Source organism: Corynebacterium casei LMG S-19264, assembly GCF_000550785.1.
In the GTDB taxonomy this organism is placed as follows: Bacteria; Actinomycetota; Actinomycetes; order Mycobacteriales; family Mycobacteriaceae; genus Corynebacterium; species Corynebacterium casei.
In genome coordinates, this window is the sequence record NZ_CP004350.1 from 1,630,566 (window position 1) to 1,644,608 (window position 14,043).

At 56.7% G+C, this 14,043-nt stretch carries 14 protein-coding genes; all 14 read right to left on the reverse strand.

Annotation, left to right across the window (positions count from 1 at the left end; all coding sequences use genetic code 11):
• Positions 1-8 precede the first annotated feature (8 nt).
• The gene (ribH, locus tag CCASEI_RS07505; RefSeq protein ID WP_006823751.1) at positions 9-500 is read right to left on the reverse strand and encodes a 6,7-dimethyl-8-ribityllumazine synthase; all 492 of its coding nucleotides are present in this window, start codon (positions 498-500) and stop codon (positions 9-11) included.
• A 32-nt stretch (positions 501-532) separates the two neighbouring features.
• Entirely contained in the window at positions 533-1,804 is a 1,272-nt protein-coding gene (locus tag CCASEI_RS07510; protein ID WP_025387574.1) for a bifunctional 3,4-dihydroxy-2-butanone-4-phosphate synthase/GTP cyclohydrolase II, read from the reverse strand.
• 11 nt (positions 1,805-1,815) lie between these two features.
• Complete coding sequence (locus CCASEI_RS07515) at positions 1,816-2,430, reverse strand: riboflavin synthase (RefSeq protein WP_025387575.1); 615 nt, start codon at positions 2,428-2,430, stop codon at positions 1,816-1,818.
• Positions 2,431-2,477: 47 nt separating this feature from the next.
• Positions 2,478-3,524 (reverse strand): bifunctional diaminohydroxyphosphoribosylaminopyrimidine deaminase/5-amino-6-(5-phosphoribosylamino)uracil reductase RibD, encoded by a 1,047-nt coding sequence (ribD, locus tag CCASEI_RS07520; RefSeq protein WP_006823754.1) that lies wholly within the window; start codon positions 3,522-3,524, stop codon positions 2,478-2,480.
• Between the two features lie 20 nt (positions 3,525-3,544).
• The gene (gene rpe / locus CCASEI_RS07525) at positions 3,545-4,225 is read right to left on the reverse strand and encodes a ribulose-phosphate 3-epimerase (RefSeq protein ID WP_006823755.1); all 681 of its coding nucleotides are present in this window, start codon (positions 4,223-4,225) and stop codon (positions 3,545-3,547) included.
• A 10-nt stretch (positions 4,226-4,235) separates the two neighbouring features.
• Complete coding sequence (locus CCASEI_RS07530; protein ID WP_025387576.1) at positions 4,236-5,867, reverse strand: RsmB/NOP family class I SAM-dependent RNA methyltransferase; 1,632 nt, start codon at positions 5,865-5,867, stop codon at positions 4,236-4,238.
• The gene (fmt, locus tag CCASEI_RS07535) at positions 5,864-6,832 is read right to left on the reverse strand and encodes a methionyl-tRNA formyltransferase (protein WP_025387577.1); all 969 of its coding nucleotides are present in this window, start codon (positions 6,830-6,832) and stop codon (positions 5,864-5,866) included. The genes CCASEI_RS07530 and fmt overlap by 4 nt, the downstream gene beginning before the upstream one ends.
• 14 nt (positions 6,833-6,846) lie before the next feature.
• Positions 6,847-7,356: a peptide deformylase gene (gene def / locus CCASEI_RS07540; protein ID WP_006821616.1), complete on the reverse strand. Its 510-nt coding sequence runs from the start codon at positions 7,354-7,356 to the stop codon at positions 6,847-6,849.
• Between the two features lie 158 nt (positions 7,357-7,514).
• Positions 7,515-9,632 (reverse strand): primosomal protein N', encoded by a 2,118-nt coding sequence (locus CCASEI_RS07545; protein WP_025387578.1) that lies wholly within the window; start codon positions 9,630-9,632, stop codon positions 7,515-7,517.
• 15 nt (positions 9,633-9,647) lie between these two features.
• Positions 9,648-10,871 carry a methionine adenosyltransferase gene (gene metK / locus CCASEI_RS07550; protein WP_006821614.1) on the reverse strand — a complete coding sequence of 408 codons (1,224 nt, stop codon included), beginning with the start codon at positions 10,869-10,871 and terminating at the stop codon, positions 9,648-9,650.
• Positions 10,872-11,045: 174 nt separating this feature from the next.
• Positions 11,046-12,320 carry a bifunctional phosphopantothenoylcysteine decarboxylase/phosphopantothenate--cysteine ligase CoaBC gene (gene coaBC, locus CCASEI_RS07555; RefSeq protein ID WP_025387579.1) on the reverse strand — a complete coding sequence of 425 codons (1,275 nt, stop codon included), beginning with the start codon at positions 12,318-12,320 and terminating at the stop codon, positions 11,046-11,048.
• A 167-nt stretch (positions 12,321-12,487) separates the two neighbouring features.
• On the reverse strand, positions 12,488-12,793 hold the full coding sequence (rpoZ, locus tag CCASEI_RS07560; RefSeq protein ID WP_006821612.1) for a DNA-directed RNA polymerase subunit omega: 306 nt from the start codon (positions 12,791-12,793) through the stop codon (positions 12,488-12,490).
• Between the two features lie 43 nt (positions 12,794-12,836).
• Complete coding sequence (gmk, locus tag CCASEI_RS07565; protein WP_006821611.1) at positions 12,837-13,406, reverse strand: guanylate kinase; 570 nt, start codon at positions 13,404-13,406, stop codon at positions 12,837-12,839.
• A 6-nt stretch (positions 13,407-13,412) separates the two neighbouring features.
• A complete protein-coding gene (gene mihF / locus CCASEI_RS07570; protein WP_025387580.1) occupies positions 13,413-13,733 on the reverse strand; it encodes an integration host factor, actinobacterial type in 321 nt (106 codons plus the stop codon).
• Positions 13,734-14,043: the final 310 nt, after the last annotated feature.

The following is a 14,043-nucleotide window of genomic DNA, read 5'->3' on the forward strand; positions in this document are numbered from 1 at the left end:
GTCATCTCCTACAGTCCGCGCTTGGATGCACGTTCTTTAATATTACGCAGTTGGAGCACAGTATCTAAAGCCGCTGCCATAGCCTCGACTCCTTTGTCTTCGGCGGCGCCCGGTGCTCCAGAGCGGTCCACTGCCTGGTCATGGGTATTTACAGTCAGCACGCCATTGGCAATCGGCTTGGACGAATCCAGCGCGATTCGAGTCAGACCTTGGGTAACAGAGTCACAAACATAATCGAAGTGAGGGGTTCCACCGCGGATAACGCAGCCCAATGCCACAACGGCATCATAATGACGGGCTGCTTCTCGAACCGCGACCGGAATCTCCAAAGCTCCGACAACGCGGAAGCCATCAGCTGTTGCTCCCAAGCGTTCTGCTTCAGCAAGAGCACGCTCATGGAGACGGTCACAGATATCTGCATTCCAGGTAGCGGTGATGACTGCTACGGAGATTCCGGTGGCATCAATTGCCGCTACTTCTGGAAGTCCTTCTTTGCTCATGCCCTTGCCTTCTTCAGCTGTCTGGTTAGTACTTATTTGCCCTGGTGCTCTGCGTCCCAGCGCGCTACCTGTGGCAACACGTGGTTCATGCGATCACGCTTAGTGCGCAGGTAATCAATATTATCTTCGTTTGGTTCAACTTCAATTGAAGTGTGATTGGAAGCATCAACGCCGAAACCGCGCAGCCCTTCATCCTTATGTGGATTATTGGTCAGCAAGTTTGCGGACTTTACTCCCAAATCGCGAAGAATCTGTCCCGCAACGGAATACTCACGGGCATCTTCCGGCAGGCCCTGCTCCAGGTTGGCATCGACAGTATCCAGGCCAGAATCTTGCAAGCGGTATGCCGCTAGCTTTGCCAGCAGGCCAATTCCGCGGCCTTCATGGCCACGCAGGTAGATAATGATGCCCTTGCCTGCTTCTTGGACCTTGCGCATGGATTCATGCAGCTGCTGGCCACAGTCGCAGCGGCGGGAGTGGAATACGTCGCCGGTGAGGCACTCAGAATGCACGCGAACCAAAACCTCAGTTGCGCCGTTGAGGTCCTCAACGTCACCAACGATGAGAGCGATGTGCTCTTGGCCGTCGATATCGTGCTTGTATCCCAGTGACGTAAACGGGCCGAAGTCGGTGGGCAAACGGGTTTCCACGATGCGGCGAACCTGGGTTTCATTGTGGCGGCGCCATTCAATGAGCTGCTCAATGGAGATCATCTTCAGATCATGATCATCAGCGAAGCGACGCAGTTCTGGGTAGCGCGCCATATCAGTTGGGTCCTCTTCGGACACAATCTCGCACAACACGCCAGCTGGGCGCAGGCCAGCAAGACGAGCCAAATCGATGGCTGCCTCAGTGTGACCGTCACGCTCTAAAACGCCGTTAGGACGCGCTGCCAAGGGCACGACGTGACCGGGGCGGGTGAAACCATCCGCGGTAGAGAGTGGGTCAGCTAGACGCAGCATGGTTTCCGCGCGGCTGGTGGCAGAAATACCGGTGGAACCGGTCGCTGCATCAACGGTCACGGTATACGCAGTACCGCGAACGTCTTCGTTTTTGCCCATCATGGGTGGCAGGTTCAGGCGCTTGCAGTCCTCCGGGAGCAGAGGTACGCAGATATAACCGGAGGAATACCGCACCATGAAAGCTACTAGCTCGGGGGTTGCCAGCTCAGCTGCGAAGATGAGGTCGCCTTCATTCTCACGGTCCTCGTTGTCAACAACAACTACCGCCTTGCCGGCGGCGATATCAGCAATTGCGTTTTCGACAGAGTCCAGACGAACTGCATTATTACCAGGTGCGCTCATAAGTTTCTAGCTTAGTCTCTATCCTCTGCCACATTGTGTTGGGGGCTAACCATCTTTTCAACATACTTTGCCAGCACGTCTACCTCGAGGTTTACCAAGGAATCTACCTGCAGTTCTCCCAGAATCGTATCCCGCAAGGTGACCGGGATGAGAGAAACCTCAAACCAGTCGGCACCGATGGAAGATACGGTCAAGGAGGTACCACTAATAGCGATGGAGCCCTTTTCCACCACGTAGTGCGCAAGCTCGTGCGGCAGTTCGAAGCGCAGGACTTCCCAATGCTCCGACGGGGTACGGGAAATTAGCTTCGCCGTGCCATCGACGTGGCCTTGCACGATGTGTCCGCCCAGGCGCGTGGTGGGCAGCAACGCACGCTCTAAGTTCACTGTGCTGCCGGCTGCAAGCTGTCCCAGCGCAGAACGGGTCAAGGACTCTTGCATGATGTCGGCGATGAACGTGGAATCATTAAGCTCCGCGACAGTCAAGCACACGCCGTTGACGGAGATGGAGTCGCCGAGCTTGGCATCAGAAGTCACTACTGGCGCATCGATGCTCATGCGAATGGAGTCACCGAGCTCCTGCAATTCAACGACCTTGCCCTTTTCTTCAACGAGCCCTGTAAACAATCCAATCTCCTTTAAATCTTTAATGTGTTGATGCTGCTAGGAATTATTTAGGAACTATCAGGGGTCTTGACATAGTTGATGAGCAGGTCATCTCCCAGAGCAATCACCTGGCCGCGAGAAAAACGCACGGCATCCTTCAATGTATTAGCCAACGGATGCGCAAGCACCGATATTCCCTCGCCCAACAGGATTGGGGCTTGATAGACCTGCACCCAGTCCACGAGGCCGGCATTCATGAATCCGGAGGCAAGGCCAGAGCCACCTTCGACCAGCACGTCGCGGGCACCGCTGGCGAAGAGTTCTTCCATGGCTACGTCAATGTTGGCGTACTGTTCAAAGCCCAGGGAGTTGAGGTTGGAGGCATTCTCACCAACGTCGGCGAGGCTTCGCCTGCCGATGACCACGCGGCGCGGCTGATTTTCCCGTTGAGTTCCGTCCGAGTTGCGGGCGGTCAGCGAGGGATTATCGGTCAATGCGGTACCGGTACCGACGATGATGGCATCGCGGTGTTCGCGGTCCTCGTGGACGTGGTTGCGCGCTATATCTCCGGTAATCCATTGGCTGGTCCCATCAGAAGCCGCGGTGAAACCGTCAATGGTCTGCGCGAACTTCAAGGTCACATGCGGGCGACCAAGTTGTACGGATTTCAGCCACGGTAACAAGGCATCAGGCTCGCCCTGTGGGGTATGGAGCTGAGAAACGGAAATACCCGCCTCACGCAGCTCTTCGGCACCGCCGGCAGCATCCGGATTGGGGTCACTGTGCAGGTAAAAGACTTCCTTGATTCCCGCTTCAATCAAAGCGGATGTGCACGGGCCAGTGCGGCCGGTGTGATTACAAGGCTCCAAGGTCACCACCGCGGTGGCGCCCTCAGTGTTCCCTGCGGCATCGGCTAGCGCCTGCACTTCAGCGTGCGCACCGCCGACCGGCTGAGTAGCGCCAGTGCCAACAATTTCACCGGAGGTGGAGACAATAACTGCGCCTACCGGCGGGTTCGGACTGGTGGTGCCGCGCACTTCCCATCCTGCAGACATGGCCTTGCGTAACGCCTCATCAATGATCGCCGAAGGCGCTTTTTCCGGTCGTGTGTCCATAACTGCTTAATTCTTCCTGATTAAAGCGTGGCCAGCTGGCGAAGGTTGTCTACTTCAGCTGCCTTGTCGTCCTTTTTGAAAATGGCAGAACCAGCCACAAAGGCATCACAGCCTGCTTCGGCACTTTCGCGAATGGTCTCAGCAGAGATTCCCCCATCAATCTCGATGATGGTTTCCAACTGCTGTTCATCAATAGCTGCGCGCAGCTTGCGCACCTTATCCAACATTTCGGGCATGAACTTCTGCCCGCCAAAGCCTGGCTCCACGCTCATGACCAGTGCGAGGTCAAAGTGTGAGAGCTTGTCCAGCCAAGGCTCGATCGGAGTGTTCGGCTTGATGGAAAAGCCTGCGCGCACGCCCAGGTCACGGATCTTTTGCGCCAAGTCCAGCGCTGCCTGCTCATCTTCTACGGCTTCCACATGGAAGATAATGCAATCCGCGCCGGCCTTCGCGTAGGTCTCTACCCACTTTTCTGGCTCTTCAATCATGAGGTGTACATCCAGGACCTGATCCGTGATGCCATCAACCACGGCGGTGATATCTGGCCCAAAAGACAGATTGGGAACGAAGTGTCCATCCATAATGTCGACGTGAATCCAGTCAGCGTTGGACACAGATTGCACCTCCTCCCCCAAGCGCACGAAATCGGCGGCGAGGATAGAAGGAGAAATAATTGGTGCGTTAAAAGAGCTGGAAGTCATGCTCCCCATCTTAGGACTTCTTGCGGAGCACGGCGAAAAACATTGCGTCCGTGCCGTGGCGGTGCGGCCACATTTGCACAGACTTATGGTCTCCCACATCGCCCATGTCAGGAATCAAGTCATGCGCGTTGTCTTCTTCCACGCCTAATTCCTTGACTGCACGGTCCACGATGCTGCGGGTTTCGCGTAGATCAGGCGAACAGGTCGAGTATACGATGACGCCGCCTGGGCGAAGAAGCTTGACTGCGGATTCCAACAGCTCGAACTGCAAAATCGACAGCTCTGCGATATCAGACTCAGCCTTGCGCCAGCGCGCCTCAGGGCGACGACGCAAGGCGCCAAGGCCGGAACACGGGGCATCGACAAGAATGCGATCATAACCTGGCTCCAAGCCTGGCTTGCGGCCATCGGCCACATGGACCCGGACCGGCAAATCTCCCACTGTCTTTTCCACTAACTGCGCGCGGTGCTCGGAGACCTCCACCGCATCAACGGTTGCACCATCCATGCGCGCCAAAGAGCCCATGAGCGCAGCCTTGCCGCCAGGACCAGCGCACAGGTCCAACCAGCGGCCATTGTCCTTGCCCTCAACCGGCGCCTCGGAGACCGCGCGGGCAATCAACTGCGATCCTTCATCTTGGACGGCCGCAAGACCTTGCTGCACCGGCTCCAGATCGCCTGGATCGCCAGCTTCCATGTAGACCGCATAAGGCGAATACTTTCCCTCGTCATAGCCGGTCATCAGCGCTAGTTCTTCCGCGGTGATCTCACCTGGACGTGCCACAAGGTGCACGATTGGGCGCTGGGAATCGCCTTCCAAAGCCTCCTCCAACTCGCCGAGTCCAACGACGCGGGAGAAAGATTGCGCAATCCACGTTGGGTGCGCGTGACGGAAAGCAACCGCCTCAATCTCACCGGCGGGAGTCAGCTGCTCCAGCCACTGATCAGGACGGGTTCTGGTAATGGTGCGCATGATGCCGTTGGCAAAGCCCTTCGCCTTCTCATGGCCAGCTGCCTCAACAAGGCGGACGGTAGTGTCTACCGCCGCATGTGGCTCGACGCGAGTGTAGATGAGCTGGTAGGTGCCCAAACGCAGCGCATCAAGCACCTCAACGGCAAGTGTGTCCAGCTCGCGGGAAGAACACTTAGCGATGATCGCGTCCAGCACGCCCTCGGCACGCAATGTGCCATAGGTCAGCTCAGTAGCAAACGCTGCATCTCGGCCTTCCAGATTGTTCACGCGAAGCGCCTTAGGCAATGTCAGGTTGGCGAAAGCATCATCCTTGTGGACACGCAGCAGCGTTTCGAAGACCACCGCGCGCGGCAGGTCCACGCCCACCTGGCGAGCATTGCGGATAAAGTCCGCTGGCTGATGCGCACGATTGCGATCATGGCGCTCATACTGCCGGCGCTGCCCACCCGGGTTGCCCTGATTGCCGCGGCCGTCCTGCCGGCCACGACCACCCTGGCCGCCGTGAGCGCCATTGCGTCCGGACTGTCCGCCGCGTGCACCGCCACGTTGGTCACCGCGAGAATTTTCACCGGGGTGGTTATTTGGGGTGGACTGCGTCTTGCCACCCTGCGGGGTGCGGTCTGATGAGGAACCACCAGATTTGGAACGGGACCTAAATCCACCACTCATGAAAAGAACACCTCATCATCGTTGCTGTTTGCACTAAATCCACGGCCCCAGTCGGCCGCGTTCATCATCTTCTTACCCACTGGCTGCAGTTCGTCAATCCGCACTGGGTGCGTGGCAGTACCGATGTAAACAGCCTTCTTCGTGATGTGAACTTGGCCCGGTTGCAGCTTCGGCAGCTCGCCGAGTACTTCGGAGCTGGCATGCAGTGGCGTTATTTTACCTATCTTCATGCGGTCTTCGCCGTGCATAGCCCACGCACCTGGGAATGGTGAGTGCGCACGCACGTGGCGGTCAACGGCAAAGTCAGGCTGAGTCCAGACGATACGCGCATCTTCCGTGGAAATCTTCGACGCGTAGGTTGGCTCACCCTGCTGCGGCTGCGGCACAATCTCACCGCTTTCAAGACCATCCATCGTGGCCACCAGCAAGTGCGCGCCAGACTTGGACAGGCGCTCAAGCAGGTCACCGGAAGTATCCACCGTCTGGATGGTCTCCGTCATGGTGCCCAGAATCGGACCGGTATCCAGTCCTTCTTCAATCTGGAAGGTAGTAGCACCCGTGATGTCATCGCCCGCGTTGATTGATGCCTGCACCGGCGCTGCGCCGCGCCATGCGGGAAGCAGCGAAAAGTGCAGATTCACCCAGCCGTGCTGTGCGATATCCAGCAGGTCCTTCGGCACTAGGTTGCCATAAGCGACCACCGGGATGGCGTCAGGAGCTAGCTCTCGAAGGCGTGCCCGAATGGAGTCACCGTCTTCGGTATCCGCTTTGAGCGTGGTTGGGGTCAGCACCTCAATTCCATGCTCCAGTGCTACTTCTTTGACGGGGCTTGGCACCATTTTGCGCCCGCGTCCCTTGCGCGCATCGGGGCGGGTGATAACCGCCACGACTTCATGGTCGGAGGCAATGAGTGCTTCTAGCGCGGGGACCGCTGGTTCGGGTGTTCCGGCGAATACTAGCTTCATTTTGAGGTCGCTTTCTACTTGTTGAACCAGTCAGAGTTGCGGATAGTGGCCATCGCTTCTTTGCGTGATTCTGAATCCAGGCGCTGCAAGAACAACACGCCATCCAAGTGGTCAGTTTCGTGCTGAAAACACCGTGCCATCAGTCCAGAGAGCACCATGCCAATGGGATTGCCCTGCACGTCTTGACCTGAGACCCGCACAGTTTCATAGCGAGTAGTTGGCGTGGAGATATCCGGGATGGACAAACAGCCCTCAATACCCGTCTGGGTTTCTTCGCCAATGGCTTCCCACACAGGATTGATAATCGCCCCGCGCATACCGGTTTCAGTATGGGAGCAGTCATAGACGAAGATGCGCTTAAGCAGACCAATCTGGTTGGCAGCAAGGCCTACTCCCCCGGCATCATCCATGGTTTCAAGCATGTCAAAGGCCAGTTCTTCTAGGGATTCATCAAACTCGGTGATTTCGGTGGCGCGAGTGGTCAATACTGGGTCGCCGTACATACGGATAGCTTTGATGGTCAAGGTTCTTCGCACTTTCTAACAAACGGTGGAGCTGCTAAGCCTAGGGCTTGTAGCTGTTTCACTTTCCTACCAACCATAGTGAATATTGCTTCGCGCAGACACGCTGGGTTCCGCAATGGTTGAAGACATTGGTTAAGCACGGTGGCTAGCAGCTGTGCTTAACCAATATTGATTGGATCAACTTGGATGCGCAATGGCAGATCATCTTTGCGCGCACTGCGGTTGGCGTTTGCCGCGCGCAGGGCAATACCCAGCTCTGAACGCGGGCCCAATGGGGTGCGAATGAGAAGGCGCTGTGCCGCGCCAAATCGTTTGGTGTCATATTCCCCGGGCAAAGATAGGTTCTCCGGCAGCGGGACGGGGCCTAAAATCTCCGCATGCTCTGGCAGCTTTGCTACATCGAGAAAATCGTCCAATGCAGCATCAGCACCGTCGATGGCAGCCATGTGCACTGCCGGTGGGAATCGGACTTCGCGGCGGGAGTTGAGCTCATGTCGGGCAAAGCCCACCACGTCCCAGGCCAAGAAGGCATCAATCACGGGCACACCAGGGTTTGCTGAGATCACCACGGCACCGCCTTTAGCCGCCGGAGCAACCATGGTGGCAGCAGCCATCCATTTGGCCATGGCGTCCTCGCCGGCACGCAGGTCTTGCCTATTGAGCAAGGCACCGGCGCCCAGCAACAATGCCGCGCCGTAATAAGGCGTTTCGCCATCGGCAGTTGCCTCGGTTACCTTGCATGCCACGACGCGGGGTTCCGCGCCTGGGGTTGCCACCACCAAAGCGGGTGCGTGCGGGATTTCTTCAACTACCTTGTTGCCGCCGGAGACAATGATCCGCGTATTGGGAAACACACGTCCGAGTTCTTCTGCCGTGCGTTCAGAGCCCAAGACCACGGCGCGCAGCCGGTTGGAGCCGCACTCTGTGCATTTGAAACGTGGCTCCATCTTGCCGCACCAGGCACAACTTGGCGTTGCTGCCTGCTCTTGGGAATGTGGCAGAGTTAGCGGGCCGTTGCAGTGGCGGCAGCGGGCGCGGGTAAAACACTTCGCGCAGGCAAGAGTAGGAACATAGCCCTTACGTGGTGATTGCACTAGTACTGGTTCACCGCGATCAAGCGCGGATTTTGCGGCTTGATAGGCCCGGCCATCCAATGACGTTGTGCCAGCGCCAGGTTGCGCCGCACTGGCAGAGCTTGTCGATGCTCCACGCTGTGCGGGTCGAGATCCTGCAGCAATATTGCGGGAGAAATTCAAACCATAGGGCCCCACCGCAATCATCGCTGGCATACGGGTGCGCAACGTGGACTCAGCAGCGACCAAATCATGTGCCCATCCGGAGCTGACTAACAGTTGGGTCTCCGCGGTGCGCGAATGCCCGACGATGAGCAATGAGCAGTTCTCCTGCGCACTCCGCGTGGTCAGCACTTCCCTGCTGTGCACATAGGGCGCGCTGCGCTCGACGAGGTTGTCATCACCGTCATTGAAGATAACCGCCAGGCCGAGGTCTTTTACTGGAGCGAACGCCGCGGACTTGGTGCCCACCACGATGCGCGCCTGTCCGACGAGCACTGAGAGGTAACGGCGGTAGCGTGCCTGCGGGCCTTGGGAGACATTGAGCACTGTGACTTGTTTAGCGGAGACATACTTGCGAAATGCTGCCTCGACCATGTCCACATCAGACTGGTCAGGAACCACGACTAGCACGCCGCGACCATCGAGAGCAACCTTGGTGCCAAGGGCTGCGATCGCTGCCGCCCAGTCATCACCCGGCGCTACCTGCCACGCCGCACGCGCAGTGTTGCCGGCGAGCACGAAATCCACGAAGGATTCACCATGCTGGTAAGCAGAAAACGGTGACAGGTCAGGCTCAGTAATCTCCCCCAGATCCTCAAAGGAAGTATCCAAGTCAGCTTCTTCTGCCTTTGCATGCCGCGGCGGAATAGCGAAGCGAATAATGTCTGAGCGGTTGCCGCCATAGCGATTAGCCAGCGCGTCCACCAGAGTGGACAACTGCTGCGGATACACCTGAAAAGGTGAAATCACGCGGTCAATATAGGCCAACTTGCCGTCAAAGTCTGACTCAGAAAGACGCTGCATCAAGAGGGCATCGACAAGCCTGCCATTGAACCTAATGCGTACTCGAACCCCCGGCTGTGCTGCCTCCGACTCTTCTTCTGTGACTAGGTAATCAAACGGCCGATCCAGGTGAGAGACCCCCAATAAAGGCAACACCCGCACAACCGGTTTAACGGAGGCGGGTGTCTTTTTAGGCATAAGTGCTCATTCTACTTAAAGCCCGACTGCAGCACGAAGCACGTCCACACGGTCTAGCGACTCCCACGGCAAATCCAGGTCGGTGCGACCGAAGTGGCCATAGGCCGCGGTTTGACGGTAGATAGGACGAAGCAAGTCCAAGTCCTTGATAATTGCCGCTGGACGCAGGTCAAAGACCTGTGACACGCCAGCCTGGATGGTGGCATCATCAAGCCCGTGCTTTGCGGTGCCGAAGGTCTCAACATAAAGGCCCACGGGGGTTGCACGGCCGATGGCGTAGGCAACCTGTACCTCAGCGCGGTCTGCCAGACCTGCCGCAACGATGGTCTTAGCAACCCAGCGCATCGCGTAAGCCGCTGAGCGATCCACTTTTGATGGATCCTTGCCGGAGAAGGCACCGCCGCCGTGACGTGCCATGCCGCCGTAAGTATCAACGATGATCTTGCGGCCGGTCAGCCCGGCATCACCCATTGGACCGCCGAGGATAAAGGAGCCGGAAGGATTAACCAACAAGGTGGTCTCTTCGTTGTAGAACTTCTCTAGACCCGCATCCTTGATAACCCACTCCACGACGTGCTCGCGCAGCTGCTGCGCCAACCATTCCTGAGTGACCTCAGGATCATGCTGCGTGGAGATAACCACGGTGTCCAAGTTGACCGGGGTGTCACCGTCATAAGCAAAGGTCACCTGGGTCTTGCCGTCCGGGCGCAGGTGCGGAACGATATCGTCCTTACGTACCTCGGTCAGACGACGTGACAGGCGGTGTGCCACCGCGATGGGCAGCGGCATGTACTCATCGGTCTCATTCGACGCGTAGCCAAACATTAAGCCCTGGTCACCAGCGCCAGCCATGTCGTGCTCATCCAAGTCCCCACCAGCACGCGCCTCAGACGAGGTGGTCACGCCATCGCCGATCTCACGGGACTGCTCACCAATGGAAACGTTGACGCCACAGGTGGTGCCGTCGAATCCAACGTCTGAGGAAATAAATCCAATCTCAGTCAAGGTGTTACGAACCAGCGCTGGAATTTCCACATAACCGGAGGTGCTGACTTCACCCACCACGTGCACCTGACCGGTGGTCACCATGGTTTCCACGGCGACACGGGCATGTGGGTCTTTGGCTAATAGCGCATCCAAAATGGTGTCTGAAATGGCGTCGCAGATTTTATCTGGGTGGCCCTCGGTTACGGATTCACTAGTAAAAAGGCGCTTTGAAGCCTCAAGAGATGAAGTCACTGGTTCCTTCTTGCGTTGGGATAGTCGGTGTCACAGGCCCGAGAACAACGGGCCCAGAGGCCGTTGTTCTGGCGCTAAAGTGCGGCAGCACTTACCGTTGACCGGCACCGGAAAAATAAGTTAGCTTAACGTCCACCAATCCTAGACTAAGCGGTCTAGAGGGGCAATGTTGCCCTACTTTTCATGACGAATTTCATTCACAACATCCAAAATCTGCGCGGCCACCACTTGCTTGCTGCCGCGCGCAACGGTGCGTGGCTCCAGCTCCTTGGTCAAAATCCAGCCTTCATTATCTTTTTGCCCGAAGACCTTTCCTGCTGAAACATCATTGGCCATGAGCACGTCACAGCCCTTGCGCTCAAATTTTGCCTGTGCGAATTCCAGCGCCGTGGACTCTTCATCCCCGGTCTCTGCCGCGAATCCAACAATGGTGGTAGATGCCGGAATCAGGCCACCTTTCCGCGCTGCGACAAGGCCCTTCAAGATATCTGGGTTCTCAGTCATCTCCAGCGTGGACAGCGCGCTATCATCACTGCCCTTTTTCATCTTTGAGCTTGCCACGTTGACCGGGCGGTAGTCAGATACCGCCGCCGACATAATGACGATGTCTGCCTCTGGTGCGCGTGTGTCCATTTCATTCTTCAAATCCTGCGTGGACACGATCTTGACCACTTCTGCGCCTGAAGGTGTGATCAGGTCATCAGTATCACCCGCGACGATGGTCACCATCGCGCCGCGTTGGGCAGCTAGTTCCGCCAACGCAAAGCCCTGACGGCCCGATGAGCGATTACCGATGAACCGCACTGGGTCCAGGTTCTCCTGCGTTCCACCGGCTGAAATCAGGACGCTAAGGCCCCGCCAGTCATAAGGAAGCTCACCAAAAGCCAAACGCGTGCGCACCAGTTCCGCAATCTGTTCTGCCTCTGGCAAACGTCCCGGACCAGTGTCCTTGCCAGTCAAACGACCGTGTGCTGGCTCCATGACGGTAATCCCGCGGCGGCGCAGCGTAGCCACATTGTCCTGGGTGGCCGGATTGAACCACATCTCCGTGTGCATCGCTGGCACGACAATGACAGGACAGGTTGCCACCAGCACGGTTGCGGTGAGCAAATCATCAGAACGGCCTGCCGCAATCCGCGCAATAACATCTGCGGTTGCTGGGGCAATCACAACAGCATCCGCGTGCTGGCCGATGTTGACATGCTGGACTTCATCCACGGCATCAAAGACAGTGGTAGATACAGGATTGCCAGAAAGTGCCTCAAAGGTTGCGGCGCCAACAAAGTTTAATGCGGCCTGAGTAGGCACGACCCGAACATCATCACCATGTTCTTTAAAGTTACGCACCAGGTGCGCTGCCTTATATGCTGCGATTCCGCCGGAGACTCCGACGACGATATTGCGTGGTTGCTGAGGGGAAGATTGTGCCTGTGCCGCATTTTCACTCATAGAGGGCAATACTACCGCGAAACAACAATCCTCTCTCCCACGGTGTCGACGAGGTGCATTTAACGCCCCCAGCGCACAAAAGTGCTCCCTGAAGGTTCACAACTGATTTCTCAGTCTGAACGCTCAGGGAGCACTTTGGGGATTAACTGCGTGAATCCGGACGAGGATTAAGACTCGATGCCTTCCTCGTGGTCAAGCAAGCCAGCCTCAATCTCGCGCAATGCGATGGACAAAGGCTTCTCGCCTGCTTCTGGGGTTACCAGTGGGCCGACGAACTCGAATACGCCTTCGTCCTGCTCTTGGTAGTAGCTGTTGATCTGACGCGCGCGCTTGGCAGCGAAGATCACGAGTGCGTACTTCGACGAAACCTTCTCCAACAGTTCATCGATCGGCGGAGAGGTAATACCAATCGGCGTATCAAATACTGGTTCTGGTTTGATCTCAGAATTAGCAGGGGTGGTCACGTTGGTCACATGCACCTTTTCTAGAAGTTGCTTATTAATGTTTGGTTAATGCTTATCCTTGCAGGATAGCAGTGATGGCCGCAACTGCGTCATCCAGGTCATCATTGACAATCACGTGGTCGAACTCAGACTGGCAAGCCAGCTCCTCACGCGCGGTATCAAGCCTGCGCTCAATAACATCCTGAGGTTCCGTTCCACGGCCGGTGAGGCGGTCTACCAAGATCTCCCATGAAGGCGGAGCTAGGAATACCAGTTCCGCTTCTGGCAAGGATTTCTTGACGTTGCGAGCGCCTTCCAAGTCCACCTCAACCAGCACCGGCCTTGAAGCTTCTAAAGCTTCATTGACTGGTGCTGCTGGCGTACCGGAACGCTGCAAACCGCCATGGATATCTGCCCATTCGAGCATTTCACCGGCGTCGATGCGACGCTGGAATTCTTCCGGACTAACAAAGAAGTAGTCCACCCCGTCCTGTTCACCCGGACGTGGGCCGCGTGTCGTCATGGACACGCTGAAGTAGAGCCTGTCTACGTCTTGACGCAAGCGCGCTACCACCGTGGATTTACCAACAGCGGAGGGCCCTGCCAGTACGACAAGGCGTCCGCGGTGATTAGCGCTGTTCATCAACGTTTACTCGGAAAAGCCGAAACGCTCCAGAAGGGCACGACGCTGACGGTCGCCCAAGCCACGCAGACGACGGGTCTGAGCGATTTCGAGGTCTTCCATGATCTCACGAGCCTTGACCTTGCCAACCTTTGGAAGGGCCTCGAGGAGTGCAGAGACCTTGGTCTTGCCGATAATCTCATCGGTTTCTGCCTTTTCGAGAACGTCCTTCAAGGTGGTGTCACCGCGCTTGAGGGATGCCTTCAGTTCAGCGCGAGCCTTGCGAGCCTCAGCGGCCTTGGCGAGAGCTTGCTTGCGTTGCTCATCAGTCAGTTTTGGAAGGGCCACGGGTTTCCTCCGATTCATTGGTTGATTAATTGATCCAGTACTAAATTACCGGAACTCGAAAGCCTAACTCAGAATTCTACTTCTCGTTGTGCTCCGACTTCAGGCAATCCTAGCACTGCAACGTTACCAAGGTAGATAACGCAACAGATTAGAACGGCTATTTAAGCACGTCACCGCACTACGCAGATCAAACTACCAGCTCATAGCCTCACGTGTAAATTTAGACACGGAAATGGCCCAAAATAGGCTTTATGCTGGCACTCCTTCAGAATTTACGGGCAATTGCAGGAAGAGTTCCTGTCAATTTCTT